The organism is Rhodothermus profundi (genome assembly GCF_900142415.1).
Classification (GTDB): Bacteria; Bacteroidota; Rhodothermia; order Rhodothermales; family Rhodothermaceae; genus Rhodothermus; species Rhodothermus profundi.
Window position 1 is genome coordinate 204,354 of the sequence record NZ_FRAU01000001.1, and the last position, 21,866, is coordinate 226,219.

Genomic DNA, 21,866 nt, shown 5'->3' on the forward strand with positions numbered 1-21,866 from the left:
CTATGGCGTTACGCGGGTAGCCTGGCGGCGCGTGAGCAGGTCGTCAGGAGCCAGGATGTACACTTCTGGAATGTGTTGTGCCAGCGCTTGAAAGGCAACTTCTAATTTGACCTGCATGCCGCCCCGAATCCATCCTTCACGAAGCCCTGCCTCGAAAGTAAGCCGGTCGCAATGGTGCAGCAGGCTGGTGGGATCGTCTGGCCTGCGCCGCACGCCACCCGTTTCTGTAACGAGCAGGAAGGTGTGGGCCTGCAACGCGGCGGCCAGGGCGCAGGCCACGGTGTCGGCGTTCACGTTGTAAAGCAGGCCTTCGTCGTCTATGCCGAGGGGGGCTACGACCGGCACATAGCCTCCCGCCAGCAGGTGCTGCAATAGCGCGGGCTCAACGCGCGACACATCGCCGACCCACCCAAAATCTACCGTTTCCCCTTCGATGGTCCAGGGAGGGCGGCGCCGGACGCGCAGCGTGCCGCCGTCAGCCGCTGAGAGACCAACAGCGGGCAGGCCATACTGCAATGCTGTGGCCACCAGGCGCAGGTTCAGTTCACCCCGAAGGGCCCATTGCAGGATCTGCAGGTCCAGGGCAGTTGTAACGCGACGTCCCTGAACGATGCGCGGCTGATGGCCCAGGCGTTGGGCCAGCGCAGTAGCCTGAGGACCGCCACCGTGCACCACGACGACAGGAGCCTGTTGGCGCAGGCCGACCACACCCTTCCAGAAAGCCTCAAGGGATTCGGAGGCTTCCAGTAAGGCCCCGCCGATCTTGACAACAATCGGATGGTTGGTCATGAGTCAAACGGAGGTAAGTGCCAGACGTACTCCAGAATGGCTTTCTGCGCATAGAGTCGAAAAGCAGCCTGTTTCAGGTGGATTGCCTGAGGGCTATCAAGCACGGCATCATCTACCACCACGTTACGACGGACGGGCAGGCAGTGCATGAAGGCAGCCTGCCGGGTGCGCGCCATCAGCTCGGGCGTAACGCGCCAGTGACGATATTGCTGGCGCAGGGCCGCTTCTTCTTCGGGCGAGGTGTAGTACAGTCGGCTGCCCCATGATTTGGCATAGACAATGGCCGCTCCGTCGAAGGCTTCGGCCTGGTCATGCACCACGGTAACCCGCCCGCCGCGAGCGGCTGCGTCGGCCTGGGCGCGGGCCAGGACGCCTTCGTCTAGCTCAAAACCCGGGGGATGGGCAACGACTACTTCCATGCCCAGACGTGCTGCCATGAGCAGGGCCGAGTTAGGGACGGCCATGGGCAACGCGCGCGGATGATAGGCCCAGCTCAGCACAAAGCGCCGGCGCTGCACCGAGCCGTCCAGATGGTCGAGAATGGTAGCGGCGTCGGCCAGCGCCTGGCAGGGATGATAGAAAGCAGACTCCAGGTTAATAACAGGTACAGTGGCAGCACGTGCGATTGCGTTAAGCAGGCGCTCCTCTCGATCCTGCTCGTAGTCGGTCTGGGAAGCAAAAATGCGCACGCCCAGTGCGTCGTAGTACTGAGAGAGCACGCCAATAGCCTCCCGGATGTGTTCGGCTGCAGCGCCGTCCATGACCACCCCATCGCGCCATTCAAGCTGCCAGGTGCCCTGGCCGATCACCAGCGTGGTAGCATGGGCCCCCAACTGGACGGCTGCCAGCTCCATGGACGTGCGCGTGCGCAGGGACGGATTAAAGAACAGGAGCCCCAGGCTTCGATGGCGAGCCACTTGGCTCCAGGCCTGTTTGCCTTGGTGGTAATGCTCCAGCGTACGCGTCAGACAGCGTTGCCAGATGTCGTCGCTGAGATACTGCCAGTCAAGTAAATGCCGGGGAGGCGGAAGCTCATCCATTAGACCGTCCGGGTTGCTGGCTGGTTATTGCGGGTGAGAACCTGCAGGAAAATTTCCAGAAACTCGTCAATTGCTTCCTCCGGAGTGTTAAGCGGAGGCATGAGCCGGATAACGTTTGGATGGCTGGCACTGCCGGCCAGGATCCCCTTGGCCCGTAGCTGGGCCAGCACAGGGGCGGCCGGGCGGTCCAGTTCCAGCCCGATCAAACAGCCTCGGCCCCGTACGGCTACAACATGCGCCGCGACCGCCTGGCGGATGCGTTCGAAGATGGCCAGGGCGCGCGCCATCAGTTTTTCGTCACGGATCGTTTCGAGCGTGGCCGTTACAGCAGCCATGGCCAGCATGCCGCCGCCAAACGTAGTTCCCTGGTCGCCGGGTTTGACCGTTGCGGCAATGGCATCAGAAACCAGCACGGCGCCGACAGGCACGCCAGATCCCAGACTTTTGGCCAGCGTGATCAGGTCTGGACGTATGCCATATTGCTCGGCGATAGAAAACGTGCCGGTTCGGCCCACGCCTGTTTGCACTTCGTCGAAAATCAAAACGACCCCGTAGCGGTCGCACAGTGCCCGAAGGCCCTGGTAGTAGGCTACCGGTGCTTCATAGACGCCGGCCATGCTCTGAATAGGTTCCAGGATGATGGCAGCAATGTCGTGATGCCGGGTGAGCAGGTGTTCAATAGCTTCCAGGTTGCCCATGGGTACGAAGTGCGTGGGCGGCAGCACCGACAGGTATGGTTTGCGGTAGCTGAGCGGTTCGGTAGCTGCCAGGCTGCCCAGTGTGCGGCCATGAAAGCTGCGTTCGAGCGCAATCAACCCGGGTTTTCCGGTCCAGGCTCGGGCCAGTTTGAGTGCCGTTTCGTTGGCCTCAGTACCTGAATTGCAGAAAAACACGTGGCGCAGTCCTTCCGGGGCCATCTCGGCCAGCAGGGCAGCCGCGCGTGCCCGTACCGGACTGTAGACAACATTCGAGTAAAACAAGAGCTGGGAGGCCTGGTCCTGGAGGGCCTGCACCACGCGGGGCGGGCAGTGGCCCAGCAGTGTGACACAGTGGCCGCCGTAAAAGTCCAGGTAACGGCGTCCCTCGGCATCCCACACGTAGCACCCTTCGCCGCGCACAAGCGCGACGGGCATCTTGCGATAGGTGGGAAGCTGAACGGTCTCTTCAAGCTGAATGATTTCCTGCGTGTTCATGGGTGCGATTACCATTTGGAGGTAAACAACCCGGGGATCGGGCGGCGAACTCAGGCGTCGACTGCGGCAGGAGTCGGGAGCAGACCGGCTGTCTGCGGGAGCCCCAACAGCAGGTTCAGGTTCTGGATAGCCTGGCTGGCCGCGCCTTTGAGCAGGTTATCGAGGGCAAAGCCCACAACCAGATGGTGGTGGCGCACCACCCAGCCCAGGTCACAGAAGGGGGTATGGACGGCATAACGCAGTTCGGGGAGCTGGTCGGGCCACAGGCGCACGAAGGGAGCCTCTCCATAGGCGGCCTCATACCATTCCGACACGTCACGGGTTGTAATGCCTGCGGGCAGCGTTACATGCACTGTGCCCCAGATGCCCCGCGTCCACGGTCCAGAAACCGGCACAAATGCGATATGGAGATAGGGCCCGACCACCTGTTGCACCTCAGGCAGGTGCTGGTGCGTCAATACCTTATAAGCACGCACGTTGCCGTCGCGCTCTGGAAAGTGCGTGGTAGCTTTCGGACGGGTGCCTGAACCGGAGGCGCCCGTCAGGGCCGTGACGGCAACGGTACGTTCGCGGAGGGGGTGGCGTAGTGGCCAGAGCGCCAAGGCCAGTCCGGTGGCAAAGCAGCCTGGATTGGCCAGCAGGCGGGTGCCCGGTGCGTAGGGCGCATAAACTTCTGGTAGGCCGTAGACAAACCGACCGAGCAATTCAGGGGCAGGGTGATCAAACCCGAACCATTCCGGATAGCGGGCAGCGTCCCGAAAGCGAAAGTCAGCACTCAGATCGATAATCAGGCCCTGATAGCCGTTTTCAAGCAGACGCTGCACCGTGCGGGCCCCCTGACCGTGTTCGGCTGCAATCAGCACCGCGTCCAGCTCCGACAGCGTCAGCGCTGCTTCTTCGACGAACGTCAGGTCGGTCTGTCCCCGCAGGGTGGGGTGGGCACGCCAGAGCGGCTGGCCGGCGAATGTGCGGCTGGTCACAGCAGTCAGCGTGCAATACGGATGCGTCAGCAGCAGACGAATCAGTTCGCCGCCGACGTAGCCGGCTCCATGTAGAATGGCAATGCGCAAAGGCGTTGACATAAGCCCTTCAGAAGGTTCAGGTTGCAGCAACTGCGACACCACTTCCATTATGGTAATGGGGTAAAGGGCGGGCTGCCGTACGTACCGAGCGGGCGATAAGCTGCCCCAGCGCTTCGGCATCCTGGCGGGCGTTAAGCGCTGGGATGCCCATGGCGTGCTGGATATACCGCTTGCCGACGGCGTTGTCGGTGACCGGCCCGGTAATTACCGTAATCGGTGCGTGGTAGCGCGTCCGGAAAAGCTGATCGGCAGCCCAGGCACCGGCCAGGTCGGTGGCGGCTACTACATGCGCCCGCGTGAAGCGCTGCAGTTCTTTATCCAGCAAAAGTTCGTCAACGCCGTAGTAGCCGATAAAGCCGTCGCCGAGCTCGACCACAATCACGTCCGGGGCGAACGTGTTGAGATGGGCAATGAGTCCTTTAGCAAGCGGAGCCATCTCCTTGTTGGTGGATGAGACGACCCCGGCATCGATGAACGTCACGCTGGCAATGGCGCCGTTTTCTTCCATGAGCCGGGCATCGCGCAGCAGGGCGGCACCGGTGAGCTTGCCGGCGGCCACCCGCAGGCCGTGTTCGCTCAAATAGCGGATGATCTGGGCGGCCGCAAACGTCTTGCCCGTGTTCATGGAAGTGCCGCTGATCATGACCAGGGGCGCCGAGTGCGTGAGCGAAAAGACGGGCTCCAGAGCATGATCCTGCACGCGAGCGTGCCGTTTCTGACCGTCCACTTCAACGACTACTGCGCCCAGCACTTCCACGCGCAGCGCTGGACCTAAGTCTGGGTGATCTGAAATGCACTGGCCCAGAATGCCTCCCATGTTTAAGATGTGCAGCACATCCCCTACTTGAATGCGTCGAGGGATGCGGCCGCTGTACCCTTTGAGCGCCTGGCGTTCGCCAAGAGCCCCCACAATCAGGTCACCTCGCCGGATGGTCTGGAACGTACCATCGGTGCACTCCAGCAGGTTGTACGTAGTTTTTTCTTCCAGGGCCCGTACGACCAGGCAGTAGCCCTCTTCTGCAACGATGTACGAAGTGATTTCGAGCTCGTGAGTAAGCTGGCACGGGGCCGTGCTTGATCCGATTTTGTCAACGGTCAGTTGCTGGTACATGGCTCCAGAGGTTTACGGGGTTAAGCGGCCGTCTGGTTGGTTTCGTAGGACGCGGCCGACTGCCGGGCTCGGGCAGCCAGCAGGGCCTGCACACCATAAATGCGCGTGAACCCCTGGGCATCGCGCCCGTCCCAGAGCCGGTTTTGTTCGCCGTAGGTAGCTACTTTTGTATCCAGGAGCGAGTAGGGACTGTCGCAGCCGAGCACCTCGATATGGCCTTTAAAAAGCCGCACCCGGACCGTACCCGTTACGGTCTGCTGGGAAGAGTCCAGGAACGCTTCGATGTCGCGCATAACGGGATCGAAGTACTGGCCTTCGTGGAGCAGCATGCCGTAGAAGTCGGCCAGATGATCTTTCTGATACCGCTGCCAGCGCGTCAGCACGATCTTTTCCAGCTCTCGGTGCGCAGTGATCAGGATCAGGGCAGCCGGGGCCTCGAAGCCTACGCGTCCTTTGATGCCCAGGATGGTGTCACCGACGTGGATGCCCCGGCCCACGCCATGCGCGGCACCAAGCCGGTTGAGGCGCTCAATCAGCGTGACAGGATCCAGCGTCTCGCCGTCCAGGGCCGTGGGAATGCCCTGCTCAAAGGCGATCGTGAGTTCCAGGGGAGTGTCGGGCGCCTGGGCAGGCGGGACCGTGTCGGGATAGGCCGCATCGGGCAGCGGCTCCGAGGAAGTGTGCGTCTCGCGACCACCAATCGTCGTGCCCCACAGGCCCCGGTTGATGGAATAGGCGGTTTTCTTTTCGGGGACTTCGATGCCGCGTTCTTTCAGGTAGGCGGTGGCCGCCTCACGGCTGAGTCCCAGCTCCCGGATCGGTGTCAGAATTTCCAGATCATCGGCCAGGATACGCAGCGCTACGTCGAAGCGCACCTGGTCGTTGCCGGCGCCCGTCGAGCCATGGGCAATTGCCCGCGCGCCAAGCCGACGGGCTACTTCCACCACCTTACGGGCTTGCACAATGCGTTCCGGCCCGACGCAGAGAGGATAGACGCCACCGCGTAATACATTGCCCTTGATCAGATAGCTCAGGTGATCGCGAAACAGGTCGTGGCGGCCGTCAATCGTGAAGTGATCGGCTGCGCCGAGGCGTTGCGCGAGCGTCTGGATTTCGGCAATAGCCGCTTCGGTCAGTCCACCCGTGTTCACGGTTACGGTGTAGACCGGCTCGCCATAGGTCTCCCGCAGGTACGGGACGCAGAACGACGTGTCTAACCCGCCGCTGAATGCCAGCACGATGGACATCGCTGTCTTGGCTCGTTTCGGGTGAAAAAGAAAGGCGCCGGCTCCTTGCTGGAACCGGCGCCCTGTCTATGTTCAACGCTGTCAGCTCAACTCATCCTCATCCTGCCACAGGACAGCATGCGCCGGTTCCACCCCCGCGGGGGCGACGGGGACGTCGCACAGGTCGGATGGGTCGAACCGGCTGCATCCTATGGAACCTCTGTGGCAGCATGATGGCTCGCATGATACAACAAAATTTTATGCCTGTCAAGAGCACATGCCCTGGCGATACGGCAAAAATCCTGCGAATGGACAGGTAGCCTCGTCGTTCGAAAGGTCTGAGGACACCACCACAGGGCGGCAGGAAGGAAGCAGCAGGCACCGGACGCGGTGGTCCTGACAGCATGAAGGGCCGGATCGGTCGACTCGGTTGGGGGTGCGCTTCAGGAAGGACGGCTTGAAGGGCAGGCCAGCGTGACATCTGGACAGACGCCTGGCACGAATGCCGGTCAGAGGTTCGATGTATAACAGACGGGCGAAGGAGGAAGCAACGGTCCTGGAGGTCCGACGACAGGGCTTTTTTTTTTCTGTGGATGCCTGGATAGGGAAATCTGTTAGAGGTCCGGCGACAGGGCTTGCCTTTTTCCAGGACGTCTTTTGCCTGGTGCAGAGAAGTTAGACGACAGAGCTTTTCTGCGGCCCCCGCCCCTCCGAGGAGGGGGTGGCTGTGTCGAGATCGATGGGACCTTCCACAGTTCCCTTTCCTGGGAGAAGAGGGGACGATGGTAGATCGAGCGCATTGGCCCCGGTCTCCCACAGTATCTTCTTCCCTCTCCCCTCTGGGGAGGGGGTTCCAGGTTGAAATTAGCGCTGGCGTTCGGGGCCTTGGTGGTCTGGCTGAGAGCCCCCTCCACCCTTCGGGCAGTTTCCTCTGAGAGAGGGAGCGAGGTTTCTGGGGGGCCAGGGTGGCCCATCTTGCCTGAGCGGTTGGCGCTGGCAGTTTTTCCTGGGAGGTTGCCGTTCTTGCTTGATCCACCAGCAGAGCTTATCTCTTTTCACCCTCTCCCCTCTGGGGGGATCAGGGGGGGCTATTTTCTCTTGGCCACGGTGGTTGATACGGGCGGCGTGCTTATTTTCGCGATGCTCCCCTCCGCCCTTCGGGCAGCTCTCCCCGGACGGAAGGGCAGGTCTTTTTCTTCTGGTTGGCGCTTGGTCCTGGCCTCCCTGCCTCCCCTCAACCTCGTGGTCCAATCCTTCCATCCTGTTGCTCATCCGCCCATCCCGACCGAACCCGAATCGTCGCTGCACGGGAAAGCACGCTGTCCAACAAAGCAATAGATCACCATAATTTATTTTTCAAAACTGTTGCATAAATAGAAGCAATTTCACTCAGGCCAAGCGCTTACCAATCAAAGAAAAACTGACTATTATTCATGGAATCATGATACATGATCACTTGCCCTGTTAAAAAAAAATATAGTAGCGTTTTATGGTACGTTTCTCACACCAAACCTATCTATGTCCTGAAAGGGATGGCTCGTTTTCGCTCCGGACGCCCTGTCGTTGCGATCGGACTTTTCACGCTGCTGGTGGGCCTGTCGGGGTGCGAGGGCTGGACACCAACGCCGAACCAGGAGGCGGTGCTGGATCCTTCGCGTTTTCGGCGAGCGCTGGTCGAAGAGCAGGAGCGTCTGGCGCGTTTCGTGGTGCGTTATGTGCGGCGCCAGGAAGCGTTTCGGGCGGGCAAGCGGCTGGCACCGTCAGGCGGTGAGTCGGTTGCTGGAGGCGGCGCTGGCAGCTTATGAGCGGACGCATGGGGTGACGGGTGTGCTGACGGGGTATCGTCGGGCGCAGTTGGTGTTGGCGCAGGCTCGCTCGGGGGATCGTCAGACGGCCTGGTGGGACAGTCTGGGGTTGGATGCGGAGCAGCAGGTGTGGATGGAGCGATTGTGGGAGGTGTTTCGGACGTCGCATACGGTGGCGGAGTTGGACGAGCGGCTGGGTCGGTATGAGGCGGCGGTGGTGGCGGCGTTGGGGGCGGAGCGTTCGGGGGTGTTGCTGTGGAGTTCGGGGGTGTTGTATAGTGTTGCGGTGTTGGTGTTTGGTCGGGAGGAGTGGGTGGAGGCGTTCTGGTCGGTGGTTCGGGAGTTGTTGGAGAAGTCAGGTAGTGGTGGGATGGCGCGTTGGGGTATTCTGGGTGGTAGGGGATGGATTCGGCTGGCGCAGCAGAACACGACATGTGAGCTCAACAGCATGCCGGAGTATGGAGATTACTGGTCGTGGGAGGGGATCGCTCAAGGCGCGCTCGTCGGTACTGCTGCTGGATGCTTGGGTGCGCTGGGGTTGATGGAAAAGGTTCCTTTCCCGGCATTATGGGGTCCCTTCAAAAGTTGTGTTGTAGGAGCAGCGATAGGCGCAGTCGGGTCAATAGGTGTTTATCTGCTACTCAAACGCGATATATACAAAACAGAAAAAGCAAGGTGGTGCCGCGAGAATTACACAAATTGCAAAAACAATGAGTATTATCTGAACGCATGTGACGAAATAATTAATCCCCAGTAGAGAAAAAAATTAATGGATGCTATGATCGTATATGATCTAATCAGAAAGATTAATAGGCGATATCCTGCTCTAATTCTTTTTGTTTCCATAGTTATGTTTTCTTTAAGTTATGTTTTGACAGTTGTTACGGAGGGATTAAGTCTTCAATGGGACAAATGGTTTTTCACATTTGCTTTTGGATGTCTATTATTTTTTGTAATAACAGGATATATTACCTTCTCTCAAACATTATATATAAAAGAACAGAAATCGATTTTACTTACCTCTATAATATCGAGCATTTTGTTAACATCTCCATTGTACATATTCTTTAAAAGTTTATTTGATGATACAAAAATTCAAATAGGTATTATTATTACTATATTCATATCCACCTCTATCTTTATGTATATAAAAATAAAAAATCGACAAACGGCAACCTGATTCATCTGACCCGTAATCTGGCAGACCGCATGATACACTTCGCGCAAAGGCCTCGAAGCCTGCCGCACAGGCGCCAGGAAAGCATCGGAGCATGAGGAAGGATCGCATTAAACGTCAGGGTAGAAGCAGCGTGCAGCCGCTCAGGCAGCGCAGCAAGTGGCCGGCCGGGCAGGCGCAGGGCGCGTGTCAGAACGTGCGCACCGGCACGGGCAGGCAGTTACGTTCCCGCCCGCAGCGGTGCAGATAATCCCACGGCACGGCCGGCACCCGAAACCGCCCCACAAAATGCAGCTTCGCGTCCGGATACCGACTCCGATACGAACGGAAATCCGGCGAGAGCATCAGCTCGAAGCTTCCTTCGTAAAAGACCAGCAGAAACGGCTCGGTCTGCACCGTATCGATGCGACTGAAACGCACCCAGCTCTGCAACGAATCCTCCCGCGCAATCCAGTACAAGCTGAGCCCCAGATCCCATCATCTTCTCCAAAACTGCCCATCATCCCGCGGAAGCTCTCTCCTGGCGACCCTTTCTCGGTCGAAGGGATTGGCGTTGAACAGGTAGTAAGTGGTGTCGGTCTGGAGCGGTTTTTTGTAGAGGTCAAAACGTGACCACATAGCTTCCCGAGGGCCAGTTGCCTGCGGCCAGCGTCATCCGGTGCCAGTCCGCCGCCATGCAACCCGGCCGCCGACGCACCACCTCCCGACCCAACACGTCGTAGACTACCGGCGCCACCTCCTGCGCCTCCGGCAACGCCTCCACCCCCTGCCCCTGCACCACCTGCACCGAATCCCCCGAGGGCTCCTGCGCCCAGAAAATTTCCTTCCCACCACGCGAATCCAGCACGTAGATTTCCTGCAGCTTGGTGGCCGGCAGCTCCAGCCAGCGTTCCGGCTGGAAAATGGGTAGGGGAAGCCATGGGCTTCTCATGGCACCTTTCGCTTTCGGTTGGGGAAAGGGCTTGCGGATCAACCAAGAACGGCCGGTGACGGGGATCATCCCGTCGCCGTGGTTATAGACAAGAAAACGCGAAAGCGGAAAATGCAAGCCCAGGGGTTGTCTGCATGGATGTGGTCTCCCCTCCCTCAGGAAGAAAAATCATCAAGCATGCCCCTCTTCAGCGGAGAGAGGGCAGCCAAAGGCAGCCTATCCGTATCACGTTCCCTGCACAGTCACGATGATTTCGCGCTGGCGAGCCCGGACGTCGCATTCCAGCAGCACGATCTGCTGCCAGGTGCCCAGCACCGGAGCGCCATCACGCACCGGTACGGTTACTGAGGCCCCTATCAGCGTGGCTTGAAGATGGGAATGCGCGTTGCCGTCGTGCCAGGTGCGTTCATGCAGGTAGGATCTTCCAGGTGGAATCAGCCGATCCAGCACGGCAGGCAGATCTTGTTGCAAGCCCGGTTCGAACTCAATCGTCCCAATTGCCGCCGTGCTGCCTACCACATGGATGTGCACCAGCCCACGCTGCACGCCTGAACGCGCCACAACCGCCGCAACGTCCGGCGTGAGATCCTGCAAATCACCGTGCCCGCTGGTGCTCCGATGCAGCGTCTCCTGATATGTTTTCATTGGGCTTCGAGGGAGAAATTTCCGAATGGCACGGCAAGGTGTCGGCCTCCCAGTTCCATTGGCTCAACATAGACCGGTAGGCATGGGCTGTCAGATCATGTTGTAGCGGCGTTATGGAGACATAACCCTGCTTGACCGCTTCCAGATCCGTATCATCTCCATCGTCCAGATTTACAAAACGTCCGGTAAGCCAATAGTAGGGCCGGTTGTAGGGATCTCGGCGTTCGGCGAAGCTTTCTTCCCAGCGCGAGCGAGCCTGTCGGGTAACGGCAATCCCCTTGATGGCGTCAAGCGGCAAATCGGGAATGTTCACGTTGAGGAGAATACCCGGTGGCAGCCCGCGGGTTAGTACGGTATGAGCAATTCGTTGCGCGTAGTGAGCGGCTGCGCGGTAGTCACGTGCCTCCCAGTTGCATAGCGAAAAAGCGATGGCATCAATGCCCAGAATAGCGGCTTCGGTTGCCGCGCTGACCGTACCCGAATAGATCACGTTAACGGCCGTGTTGGGTCCTCGGTTAATGCCGCTGACGACCAGATCCGGGCGACGGGGTAATAGCTGATTGACCGCCAGCTTGACGCAATCGGCCGGCGTGCCCGAGACAGCATAGGCCGGCACTTCGCCGGAAGGCACCGCAAAGGGCTGCGGGTAAGCGCGTACGGGATCGCGCACGGTGATAGCATGGCCCACCGCACTTTGCTCGGTAGCCGGAGCCACCACGTACACCTCGCCCAGGGCATCCATGGCAGCAGCCAGGGCGGCAATACCGGGCGCATTAATTCCGTCGTCGTTGCAAACCAGAATCAACGGCTGTCGGATTGACTCAGGCGTCCGATGACTCATAGCGCAAGCTCAGTAGCTTTCTTCAGGGGAAGGAAATGCGCGCTGCCGCACGTCCTGCACGTAGTGCTGCACAGCTTCCGTGATCGTTTCTGAAAGTCGTGCATAGCGACGCACAAAGCGCGGGTTAAAGTCGGTGGTCAATCCGAGCATGTCATGCAGCACCAGAATCTGTCCGTCGCACTCCACACCGGCTCCGATGCCGATGGTGGGGATGTGCAGCGACGCGGTTACCTCACGAGCCAGCGCGGCCGGGATCTTCTCCAGCACGATGGCAAAGCATCCGGCCTCTTCAAGCAGCTTGGCGTCGCGCCGCAACTGTTCCGCTTCGTCGGGCTCCTGCGCCCGTACTTTATAGGTGCCAAAGCGATAAATGCTCTGGGGCGTTAACCCTAGATGCCCCATTACAGGGATGCCGGCAGTCACGATGCGCTCCACAGCTTCCAGAATTGCCTGTCCCCCCTCCAGCTTAACCGCATGTGCCCCGGCTTCTTTCATAACCCGAATGGCAGAGGCCAGCGCTTCATTCGGATTGCCCTGATAGGACCCAAAAGGCAGATCGACCACCACCAGTGCCCGCCGCACAGCCCGCACGACACATTGCGCATGGTAAATCATTTGATCCAGCGTAATAGGCAGCGTCGTCTCATGACCAGCCATTACATTAGAAGCCGAGTCGCCCACCAGGATCACATCGATCCCAGCCGCGTCCAGGATGCGTGCCAGCGTGTAGTCATAGGCAGTCAGCGCCGCAATAGGAATGCGGGCTGCTTTCATTTCCTGAAGCGTCTGGGTGGTCACTCGCCGCGCGTTGACCACCGTCGAAGAAGGGACGGTCTGTGTACTCATGCCGAAGCCGGGTCAGGTGCGTTGGAGGTATGCGTGTTTATTCCAACGAAAAAGCGGGCGCCTGGCTCCGACGCCCGCCGAGAACAACCCGATAGCTGGCGTTCAGTTCTGCTGAACCGCAGTTGTATCCTCCGGCACCTGAATGCCCAGGCGGCGTGCAACCTCCCGCGTAATATCCACCACACGGCCTTCCTTGACATACAAAAGCGCTTGTGCCCGCAACACCACGTCCAGGTTCTGCTCCCGGGCTACCTGGTCGATCACCTGCTGCACGCGTTCCAGAAGCGGCTGCATCAGCTCAGCCTCGCGCTGCGCCAGTTGCTGCTGGCGGCGCGCGGTAGCTTCCTGGATTTCCTGCTGAAGCTGCAGCAGCTCCTGCTCTCGCTCCTGACGGCGCTGTTCAGAAAGCAAGGCGCGCTGGCGTTGATAACGCTCCAGCTTCTGCTGGTATTCATTGAACATTTCCTGCAAAGCCGTCTGGCTCTCCTGCGCTTCCTTCTGCAGTTGCTGCTGAATATCCTGGTATTCTTTCATATTGATAATGATCACATCGGGATCGGTGTACCCGATGCGCAGCGGTTGCGCCAGGCTACCTTCGGCCTTGAGTAAGCTGACTGTCAGAGCGGCGCCGACCAGCGCCCACAACGTGAAGCGACGATTGCGCATAGGTGGTTTCCTTGTTGGTTAACCCTCAATTTCTCGAATCAACATTCACATTAAGCTCGGCGAGAACCCGATCACTCAGGTCATGTTCCGGCGGTGCGTACAGCAACACAGGCGCTGCTGCCTTGTCCAGCACATAGTCATACCCCTGGTCACGCGCTACCGCTTCAATAGCTTCTAACACCCGTTCCTGAATAGGGCGCAGCAGCGTCTCCTGCTGACGGAACAGTTCGCCTTCTGGCCCAAAGTATTGCTGCCGCAGACGGTCGAGCGCTTCCTCCGCACGCGCAATCTCCTCCCGCCGCCGTCGCCGTTCTTCTGGCGTATAAAGCAACTCACGCGCCTGATATTCTTCAAACATGCGGTCAATTTCCTGCCGCCGCCGGTCCAGCTCAGCCTGCCAGTCGCGGACCATCTGGTCCAGCCGCTGTTGCGCCGCCTGATATTCCGGCAGTTTACTCAGAATATACTCTGTATCTACATACCCGATGCGGTGCTGCGCCTGCCCTGCGCCGGCCAGACACAGCATCCCTGCCACGAGTACAGGCCATAGCCGCCCCATACGTAAGCCAATCTGTTAGTTATTGAAGCCCTGTCCCAGCGAGAACTGGAAGTACCAGCGCCGTGATCCGTCGTGTCCCTGCGTCGGGATGGGCTGAAATTCGTCAAAGTTGTACCCGTAGACCAGCTCAACCATTCCCAGGATAGGCAGGAAGAGTCGCACGCCCAAACCGGCCGAGCGGAAAAGCTGCGCAGGATTATAGGTAGCAAAGCGATCCCATGTATTGGCCGCATCCATGAACAAATACGGGGCCGCCTGAAGCTGCGGACTTTGCACCGCCAGCCAGCGCAATTCCGAAGTGTATTTGTTCAGAATGCGTCCTCCAATCGGCTCATTATTGAGGCGCGGCCCCAGCACCCCCAGCGGATAGCCGCGCATGTAGACAATATCCTTGCCATAGTAGCCAAAGGCCCCCTGCGTATCAAAGGGCGAGCCGCCTACAATAAACCGCTGAAAAACTACCGGATCACCGGTGATCGATCCAATAAAGCCAAACTCTGTCCCAAAGCCCAGCGACACCTTCTTAAAGAGCGGCACGTTCCAGCTTGTCTTCAGCCGCCATTTGTGGTACTGCACGAAGTCGCCAAACGGCAGCGCCACATCTACCGATAGCCGTACGAGCGAACCGACGGTTGGAAACAGCGGATTGTCCAGTGAATTGCGCGTCAGTCCGGCACGCAGCGTGATCTCTTTGCTAACGCCGCGCGGCAACGTAGCGGTAAAGTTATTGTTTTCAAAATACTGAAAACCTAACCCCAGCGACCCGGTGAAGTAATCATCGGGCCATTTCAGCCGCCGCTCATAAAAGACGCGACTGGTAAAGGTGGTCAAATCGCCTACGTTGTTGAAAAAGGGATAATCGCTAAAGCGTGTGTAGTCGAGTGCAAACCCGACTGGGTTCGGACGCCCCCTGAACCAGGGCTCCGTAAACGAAATCCCGTAGCTCTGATAGAACGTGCCGTTGGTTTGTACGCTCAGAGAAAGCTGTTGTCCATCGCCGGCCGGCAGCGGTCGCCAGGCTTTACCGTTAAACAGATTCTGCGCCGAAAAATTATTGAGCGTAAAGCGCAACATAAGAATCAGACCTAACTGTCCCCACGTGCCCGAAAGCTCAAGCTGGTCGCTGCCTACCTCTTCTACCTTATAGGTCAGGTCAACGGTCTTTTTTTCCGGATTGATCTGGACCTCAGGGCCGGCAGCCAGGGCCTCCTGGTTGAAATAATTGAGCTGGGCCAGGCGTCGAATCGATTCCTGAATGGCATCCCGGCTGAAGGTCTGTCCCGGAATCGTGTACAGCTCCCGACGAATGACGTGCTCCTTTGTCTTGGTGTTACCCACAATGTTGATGGTGCCAAACTCAAACACATCGCCTTCATATACATCAAAATGCAGATCCAGCGAGTCGCGCCCCACTACCCGAATCGTAGGCTCCGCTCGAAAGAGCATGTAGCCCCGGTTCATGTACAGGCTGGAGACGTCGGTGCTATGCCGGTTTCCGTACAGATTTTCTTCCAGCTTCTTTCGGTTGAACGGATCCCCTTTCTTGAAGCCCAGGGCCTCGGTCAACGTCTCGTCCGAAAACACCGTATTTCCTTCCCATTCAATATGGCGAATGTAGTAGCGAGGCCCTTCGTGGACGGTAATTTTAACAATCAGCTCCGGACTCTCCGTATTGTCAGCCAGGTAAACAGTGTCGTCTACGATGCGCGCATCGTAGAAACCTTTTTCGTTGTAATAGTCAATAATAGCTTGCAGATCTTCCTGGAATTTATCCGGATCAAAACGGGCTTTACGCCAGAAGCGCCACCAGCTTTTCTGCTTGGTGTGCTTCATCTTGCCCCGCAACTTGCCATCGGAGATCTGCTTGTTTCCCTCGAAAATAATCTTACCAATCTTGACCTTTTCTCCACGATCCACCGCAAAGTGCAGCACAACTTCGCCGGCCTCATTCTCTTCGCGGTGGGTCGTAACTTTTGCCAGCAGGTAGCCTTTTTCTTTCAGATAGTCGCGAATGATCTGCTCGGACCGTTCAATATCGGTCGGGCGAACCCGCGCGCCCCGAAACAGCGGGAGCCGCTTGCGCAGTTCCTTCCGGTCACCTTTCTTTAGGCCCGAAAACGTATAGCTTGCCAGCCGGGGCTCCTCCTTGACGCGAATGGTCAAATACACGGCATTTCCCTCACGGCGTTGCTCTACAATCTGCACCTGGGAAAAAAGTCCCAGCCGGTAGATGCCTCGGATGGCCTCAGCCAGCGCCGGATCGCCCGGCAGCGTCAGCTCCTGGCCAATGCGCAATCCACTGGCCTGCCGCACAATGTCTTCGGTGCTTTCTCGGCTTACCCCTTCAATCTCCAACCCCTGCAGTACCACACGGCTAACGCCATTGGGCGTAAATGTCTGCGCCTGCGCTACGCCCAGCGCCAGCAGCAATCCACTGCACCACCCCACCATTATCCGTTTTATGAGCGGCATGCCCGGCATAGCAGCTCCTGCGTAGTGCGTTCGGTTCTTTCTTAACGTTTTATCGGACGCCATTCGTATCGGATGCATCAATGCGGCCAAACCGTCGCTCGCGATTCTGATAGCTACGGATGGCCTCGTAAAGCTGACGCCGCCGAAAAGCGGGCCAGTAAATATCGGTAATGTACAGTTCGGTGTAGGCAATCTGCCAGAGCAGGAAGTTGGAGACGCGGAACTCCCCTCCTGTTCGGATCAGCAAATCTGGATCAGGCAGCTCGGCACTGGGCAGAGCTGCTGCAAACGTCTGTTCGTCGATGTCGTCGGGTTGCAGCGCGCCCTCCTGCACTTTGCGCGCCAGCTTTTGCGCCGCCTGCACAATTTCCCAGCGGCCGCTATACGAGAGCGCCAGCGTCAGCACCAGCCGATCATTCCGGGCCGTTTCTCGAACAGCCTGCGCCAGTTCCTTCTGGCATACAGCGGGCAGTTGCGCCACATCGCCGATCACACGCAACTGCACCCCATTTTCAAGAAGCGCTTTTTTCTCCCGTCGAATCGTCTTCACCAGAAGCTGCATGAGCGCATTAACTTCGGAGGCCGGCCGTTGCCAGTTTTCCGTGCTGAAGGTATAGAGCGTCAAATACGGAATGCCCAGTTGCGCACAGGCCTCTGTAATGTCGCGCACTGACTCAACGCCTTCATAATGGCCGACCACCCGCCGCTTACCCTGCTGCTGCGCCCAGCGACCGTTGCCGTCCATAATGATAGCAATATGAACGGGCAGCGGTCCTCGCTGCCGGAGTTCTTCCTGCAACGCCCGGTCTTCCTCGGTCTGCTCCTTGCCCGTGAGCGTCACGGGCTCGGCCATGTTGGTGGTACTGCGCACGTCTTTCCGGTTCAGGTCCCTCAGTTAAACCCGTTACAGCCGCAATAGATCATTCAGAATGACAAACGCCATAAAGGCTATCAGGAGCATCATGCCTACCTGCTGCAGAGCCAGGCGCACGCGCACCGACGGCTCGCGCCGCGTTACGGCCTCATAGAGCAAAAAGAGCAAATGCCCTCCGTCCAGCGCTGGCACCGGCAGAATATTCACAATAGCCAGCGTGATCGATAGAATGGCCACAATATTCCAGAAAGCACGGGCGCCCGCCTCCGCCGCCTCCTTCGTGACCTTGGCGATCATGATGGGCCCTCCTACATTTTCCCGGAAGCTCTCCTGGCCCGTCACCATGCGGCGGAGGCTGGTCAGGATCACGCGCGTGTGCGTCCACGTCTCCTTTGCACCGGCCAGCAGCGCCGACCCGATTCCATAGCGCACCTGCTGCACTCCGAAGTATTCCATCAGGAGCCGCGGCGTAGGCGCCGCAATGCCCAGGTAGTAACGCTTGGTCTCCGGGTCGTAGTACGGCGTGATGGTAGCCTCATATACCACCCCATCGGGACGGCGCGCTACTTCAACCGCTCCTTCAGGCACCGCAGCACTGGTGTCCGCGCGCAGCCAACGCACCCGCATCGGTTGGCCGCTCCGCTGCTGCACCACCGCGACCAGCTCATTCCAGAAGCTAATCGTTACCGAATCGATGGCCAGGATCCGGTCACCTGTTCGCAGGCCAGCTTTCGCTGCAGGCGATCCCTCCAACACCCCGCCTACCAGAGGCGGATCTACCGAAATGCCCAGCACCCCACCCCGACGGCTGAGCTGTGTCATCAGGTCGGGCGGACCGGTAAACGTCAGCGTATCGCCGTTGCGCACAACGGTGACCGTAAACGGATCAGCCAACAAGGCCTCCAGATTACGCAGGTCGCCATAGCGTTCAAGCGGCCGCCCGTTTACCGCCACAATATGATCTCCGGTGCGCAGCCCCATTTCATACGCCAGCGAGCCCTCTGCTACGTACACAGCTTCCACATTCTCAGCAGGAATGTAGAGCTCGCCATAGGCCAGCTTCAGCCCGGCAAAAATGACAACGGCCAGGAGCACGTTAAAAAGTACACCGCCCGAAATGACCAGCATGCGTTGCCAGATGGGCTTCGCGCGAAATTCCCAGGGCTGGGGAGGCCGATGCACAAACTCGGCGTCCAGGTTTTCATCAATCAGACCGGCAATCTTTACATACCCACCTAGCGGCGTAGCCCCAATCACGTACTCTGTTTCGCCGCGACGCCAACGAAAAATTTTTGGAGGAAAACCTATAGAGAACTTCTCTACCCGCATGCCGAAAAGCCGGGCAAACAGGAAGTGGCCCATCTCGTGCGTAAACACGAGAATCATGATGGCCAGGACCACCCAGAACACGTAGGTCAGCAAACTCAGCACGCTTTCCATGCTTGAATGGCAGCAAAAGCTTCAAACGGTGGATCGCTCGCCTTCAATGGGCGGCTACACCTGCGAGTTCCAGCACATATTGCCGCGCCCGCCGGTCGGCTTCCTGCAGATGCTCATAGGAAGGCACCGCATCCGGCTCGCTCAGGTGCTCCAGCGCTGCCTCAACCAGACGCGCTATGTCAGTAAAGCGAATCTGTTCCTGCAAAAAGAGCTGGACGGCCTGCTCGTTCGCTGCATTAAGGACAGCCGGGGCTGTTCCTCCACGCCGCAGCGCCTCGTAGGCCAGCGGCAGGCAGGGAAAGCGTGCCGGATCAGGCGTTTCAAAATCCAACCGTCCCAGCCGCGCCCAATCGATGCGTTCATGAGGGGCCTCCCAGCGTTCCGGATAACTAAGCGCGTACTGGATGGGCAGCCGCATGTCGGGGACGCCAAGCTGTGCTTTAGTCGACCCATCCACAAAGGTTACCATGGAGTGAATGATCGACTGCGGGTGCACCAGTACCTGAATGCGCGCGGCAGGCAGCTCGAAGAGCCAGTGGGCCTCGATCACTTCCAGGCCCTTGTTCATCATGGTAGCGGAATCAACCGTTACCTTGGCGCCCATCGACCAGTTTGGATGGCAGAGCGCTTCATCCGGTGTAATACGATCAAAGGTCTCCAGCGGACGCGTGCGAAACGGCCCGCCCGAAGCTGTTAAGATCAGGGTTTCCACAGACGCAGGGGTCTCGCCGACCAGGCACTGGAAAATCGCCGAATGCTCGCTATCTACCGGAATCAACGTCCCACCATACCGACGCAGCGTCTGCCGCACCAGGGCACCACCCGCTACCAGCGTCTCTTTGTTGGCCAGCGCTACCTGCTTCCCGGCTTCCAGGGCAGCCAGTACCGGACGCAATCCGGCAAAGCCCACGAGCGCTGCCATCACCACATCCACATCCGGCCGCTGGACGCAGGCGCACAACCCCTGCTCTCCCTGCAACACTTCTATGCTTGTGCCTCGAAGCGCCTCACGGAGTTGCCGGTATCCTTCCGGATCATCAATCACCACACAGGCAGGACGAAATTCCAGGGCTTGCTGAAGTAAACGGGCTGCATTGCGCCGGGCCGTCAAGACCTGCACTGTGAGCCGATCCGGAAAAAGCCGTACGATGTCAAGCGTCTGCGTGCCAATCGAACCCGTAGCCCCCAGCACGGCCAGCCTACGGGGCGCAGCAACCGATGAAGCCGATGTTGTATCTGCCGTTTCCTGCATAGGTTGCCTGGTCGGTGGAAACGAATCGGAGCGCTCTCTGTACGACGAAGGGTTCCCTTTTGCTTCCAACGTTCCTGCGTATGCCTCGAAGCTTTGCACGCATAATGGGCAGGATTTGCTTCCCGGTGGTTCTGTCTCTTGTCCTGGCCTATGCTGCCCAGGCGCAGGCTCCCGATAGCCTGCTCATGGTGCGCTATCGCGCTGCCGAGCAATTGCTTCGTAGCGGACAGTACCAGCAGGCCCTTCCACTGCTGGAATCGCTGTACCGGGAACGCCCCGACGTGTACATTTTCTATGATCGGCTCAAACAGACGTACGAAAATCTCAAACGCTACGATGATGCGATCCGGCTTATTGAAGCACGCCTGGACGACCAGGCTCCCAATCCTTCTTTGCTCGCCGAAAAAGGCCGGTTGCTTTACCTGAAAGGAAATGAAACAGCCGCCAGAGCTGCCTGGGAAGCAGCTATCCAGGCAGCTCCCCGGAAAAGTGGCACCTATCGCGTGGTCTACCAGACCCTGCTTGCGTTGCGCCGGTTTGATGAAGCAATCCGCGTGCTGGAACGCGCCCAACAAGCCCTGTCCAATCCTTCCCTCTTCCTACTGGACCTGGCCTACCTGTACAGCCTGAACGGCCGTTATCAGGAAGCTATGGAAGCCTACCGGCGCTTTCTGGAGCAGGATGCCCGTCGCCTTGGTCTGGTGCAGACGCGCCTGGAGCCTTTTCTGGAAGAGCCGGCAGCCCGTGAGGCAGGAATTAACGTCTTCAAGCGAGCGGTCCGCCGCACTCCCTTAAATCCTGCCTTCCGTCAGATGCTGGCCTGGCTCTACCTGCGCAATGACAATTACAACGAGGCGCTGAAGGTCTACCGGGCACTGGATCGACTCCAGCAGGCCCAGGGCCAGTTACTCCTGCAGTTCGCGCTGCAGGCGCGGGATGCCGGCGCCCTGGAGGTAGCCCGGGCTGCACTGGAAGAGATTCTGCGGCAAGCTGGCAGCCCCATCCTCCCAGAAGCCCACTATGAACTGGGGCGGCTCTACGAACAACAGGCGCGTGCTGGCGATACTACGGCGGCCCAGCATGCCCGCATGATGTACCAGCGCTTTCTGACCACTTTTCCCGGTCATCCCCTCTTTCCAGACGTCCTGCATCGTCTGGCCCGCCTGGAGCTGGACGTGCTGCATCATTCCCACCATGCCGACTCCTTATTGGCCGTAGTGATTCGGCGGTTTGGCGGACACGAGGTGGCCTGGCAGGCCCGCTTCGACCAGGGACGACTGGCTTTGCAAAACGGCAACCTGAGCGCTGCACGCCTGGCCTTCCTCCGGCTGCTTGAAACGCGCCGAACGGGCCCGCTGGCCGAAGCGGCCCGTTACCAGCTCGCTCTGCTTGACTTCTACGAGGGTGCCTTCGAGGCAGCACTAGCCCAACTGGATATTCTCGTTGAAGATGCTGCCTCTGACATTGCAAATGATGCCCTCTCGCTCCGGCTGCTCATTCAGGAGAACCGAGGTCCCGACTCGCTCCACACACCGCTGCGACGGTACGCCTATGCCCGGTTGTTGCTGGCTCAGGGCCAGCTCGCTGCTGCGCTCGACTCCCTCAACGCATTGCAACAGAACGTAGGCCTGCATCCCATTGCCGACGACGTAACGTTGCTGCGGGCTCACCTGCTGCGCCAACTGGGACGCCCTGCAGAAGCTCTGGCACTCCTGCTCGAATTTCCTCTGCGCTACCCGCAGAGTCCACTACGAGACCAGAGTTTGTACGAGGCAGCGCGCATTCAGGAAGAAGACTTGCACAATCCAGCGGCTGCGCTTAAAACGTACACGCGCCTGCTTACCGAATTCCCTGGTTCGCCGTTGATCCCAGAAGTGCGCCTGCGCATTCGTACCCTCCGAGAACAAGACGCCTGAA

The 21,866-nt window shown here is 58.9% G+C and carries 20 protein-coding genes; 3 read left to right on the forward strand and 17 right to left on the reverse strand.

Annotated features, from left to right (window positions below):
* From argB to BUA15_RS00885, 6 genes are read right to left on the reverse strand one after another with little or no spacing between them, the layout of a single operon-like run.
* Positions 1-789 carry an acetylglutamate kinase gene (argB, locus tag BUA15_RS00860; protein WP_072713995.1) on the reverse strand — a complete coding sequence of 263 codons (789 nt, stop codon included), beginning with the start codon at positions 787-789 and terminating at the stop codon, positions 1-3.
* On the reverse strand, positions 786-1,829 hold the full coding sequence (locus BUA15_RS00865; protein ID WP_072713996.1) for an N-acetylornithine carbamoyltransferase: 1,044 nt from the start codon (positions 1,827-1,829) through the stop codon (positions 786-788). Before BUA15_RS00865 ends, argB begins: the two co-directional genes overlap by 4 nt.
* Entirely contained in the window at positions 1,829-3,022 is a 1,194-nt protein-coding gene (locus tag BUA15_RS00870; RefSeq protein WP_072713997.1) for an aspartate aminotransferase family protein, read from the reverse strand. Before BUA15_RS00870 ends, BUA15_RS00865 begins: the two co-directional genes overlap by 1 nt.
* 50 nt (positions 3,023-3,072) lie before the next feature.
* On the reverse strand, positions 3,073-4,104 hold the full coding sequence (gene argC / locus BUA15_RS00875; protein WP_072714566.1) for an N-acetyl-gamma-glutamyl-phosphate reductase: 1,032 nt from the start codon (positions 4,102-4,104) through the stop codon (positions 3,073-3,075).
* A 16-nt stretch (positions 4,105-4,120) separates the two neighbouring features.
* A complete protein-coding gene (locus BUA15_RS00880) occupies positions 4,121-5,215 on the reverse strand; it encodes a P-loop NTPase family protein (protein ID WP_072713998.1) in 1,095 nt (364 codons plus the stop codon).
* Positions 5,216-5,235: 20 nt separating this feature from the next.
* Positions 5,236-6,462, reverse strand: a complete 1,227-nt coding sequence (locus BUA15_RS00885) for an argininosuccinate synthase (protein WP_072713999.1) — start codon at positions 6,460-6,462, stop codon at positions 5,236-5,238.
* 1,511 nt (positions 6,463-7,973) lie between these two features.
* Between BUA15_RS00885 and BUA15_RS00890 the strand changes: the two genes are divergently transcribed.
* Positions 7,974-8,246: a hypothetical protein gene (locus tag BUA15_RS00890; protein WP_072714000.1), complete on the forward strand. Its 273-nt coding sequence runs from the start codon at positions 7,974-7,976 to the stop codon at positions 8,244-8,246.
* Positions 8,209-9,003 carry a hypothetical protein gene (locus tag BUA15_RS00895; protein WP_143149539.1) on the forward strand — a complete coding sequence of 265 codons (795 nt, stop codon included), beginning with the start codon at positions 8,209-8,211 and terminating at the stop codon, positions 9,001-9,003. Before BUA15_RS00890 ends, BUA15_RS00895 begins: the two co-directional genes overlap by 38 nt.
* Before the next feature lie 609 nt (positions 9,004-9,612).
* On the opposite strand, the gene BUA15_RS00900 is transcribed toward BUA15_RS00895, so the two are convergent.
* The 11 genes from BUA15_RS00900 to BUA15_RS00950 form a co-directional block, all read right to left on the reverse strand.
* Positions 9,613-9,882 (reverse strand): hypothetical protein, encoded by a 270-nt coding sequence (locus tag BUA15_RS00900; protein ID WP_072714003.1) that lies wholly within the window; start codon positions 9,880-9,882, stop codon positions 9,613-9,615.
* Positions 9,883-10,024: 142 nt separating this feature from the next.
* Positions 10,025-10,354, reverse strand: coding sequence for a hypothetical protein (locus tag BUA15_RS00905; protein ID WP_072714004.1), 330 nt, complete (start codon positions 10,352-10,354; stop codon positions 10,025-10,027).
* Positions 10,355-10,579: 225 nt separating this feature from the next.
* Entirely contained in the window at positions 10,580-10,999 is a 420-nt protein-coding gene (locus tag BUA15_RS00910; RefSeq protein WP_072714005.1) for a secondary thiamine-phosphate synthase enzyme YjbQ, read from the reverse strand.
* On the reverse strand, positions 10,950-11,840 hold the full coding sequence (surE, locus tag BUA15_RS00915; RefSeq protein ID WP_072714007.1) for a 5'/3'-nucleotidase SurE: 891 nt from the start codon (positions 11,838-11,840) through the stop codon (positions 10,950-10,952). Before surE ends, BUA15_RS00910 begins: the two co-directional genes overlap by 50 nt.
* A gap of 9 nt (positions 11,841-11,849) precedes the next feature.
* Entirely contained in the window at positions 11,850-12,686 is an 837-nt protein-coding gene (gene panB / locus BUA15_RS00920; RefSeq protein WP_072714009.1) for a 3-methyl-2-oxobutanoate hydroxymethyltransferase, read from the reverse strand.
* A 102-nt stretch (positions 12,687-12,788) separates the two neighbouring features.
* Positions 12,789-13,352: an OmpH/Skp family outer membrane protein gene (locus tag BUA15_RS00925; RefSeq protein ID WP_072714011.1), complete on the reverse strand. Its 564-nt coding sequence runs from the start codon at positions 13,350-13,352 to the stop codon at positions 12,789-12,791.
* Positions 13,353-13,377: 25 nt separating this feature from the next.
* Positions 13,378-13,878: an OmpH/Skp family outer membrane protein gene (locus tag BUA15_RS00930; RefSeq protein WP_245771902.1), complete on the reverse strand. Its 501-nt coding sequence runs from the start codon at positions 13,876-13,878 to the stop codon at positions 13,378-13,380.
* A gap of 48 nt (positions 13,879-13,926) precedes the next feature.
* Positions 13,927-16,383 (reverse strand): outer membrane protein assembly factor BamA, encoded by a 2,457-nt coding sequence (bamA, locus tag BUA15_RS00935; RefSeq protein WP_072714568.1) that lies wholly within the window; start codon positions 16,381-16,383, stop codon positions 13,927-13,929.
* 49 nt (positions 16,384-16,432) lie between these two features.
* A complete protein-coding gene (locus BUA15_RS00940) occupies positions 16,433-17,236 on the reverse strand; it encodes an isoprenyl transferase (protein ID WP_245771866.1) in 804 nt (267 codons plus the stop codon).
* 51 nt (positions 17,237-17,287) lie between these two features.
* Positions 17,288-18,697, reverse strand: a complete 1,410-nt coding sequence (gene rseP, locus BUA15_RS00945) for an RIP metalloprotease RseP (RefSeq protein WP_072714014.1) — start codon at positions 18,695-18,697, stop codon at positions 17,288-17,290.
* Positions 18,698-18,740: 43 nt separating this feature from the next.
* The gene (locus tag BUA15_RS00950) at positions 18,741-19,949 is read right to left on the reverse strand and encodes a 1-deoxy-D-xylulose-5-phosphate reductoisomerase (RefSeq protein WP_072714016.1); all 1,209 of its coding nucleotides are present in this window, start codon (positions 19,947-19,949) and stop codon (positions 18,741-18,743) included.
* A gap of 125 nt (positions 19,950-20,074) precedes the next feature.
* Between BUA15_RS00950 and BUA15_RS00955 the strand changes: the two genes are divergently transcribed.
* The gene (locus BUA15_RS00955; protein WP_245771867.1) at positions 20,075-21,865 is read left to right on the forward strand and encodes a tetratricopeptide repeat protein; all 1,791 of its coding nucleotides are present in this window, start codon (positions 20,075-20,077) and stop codon (positions 21,863-21,865) included.
* Position 21,866 lies beyond the last annotated feature (1 nt).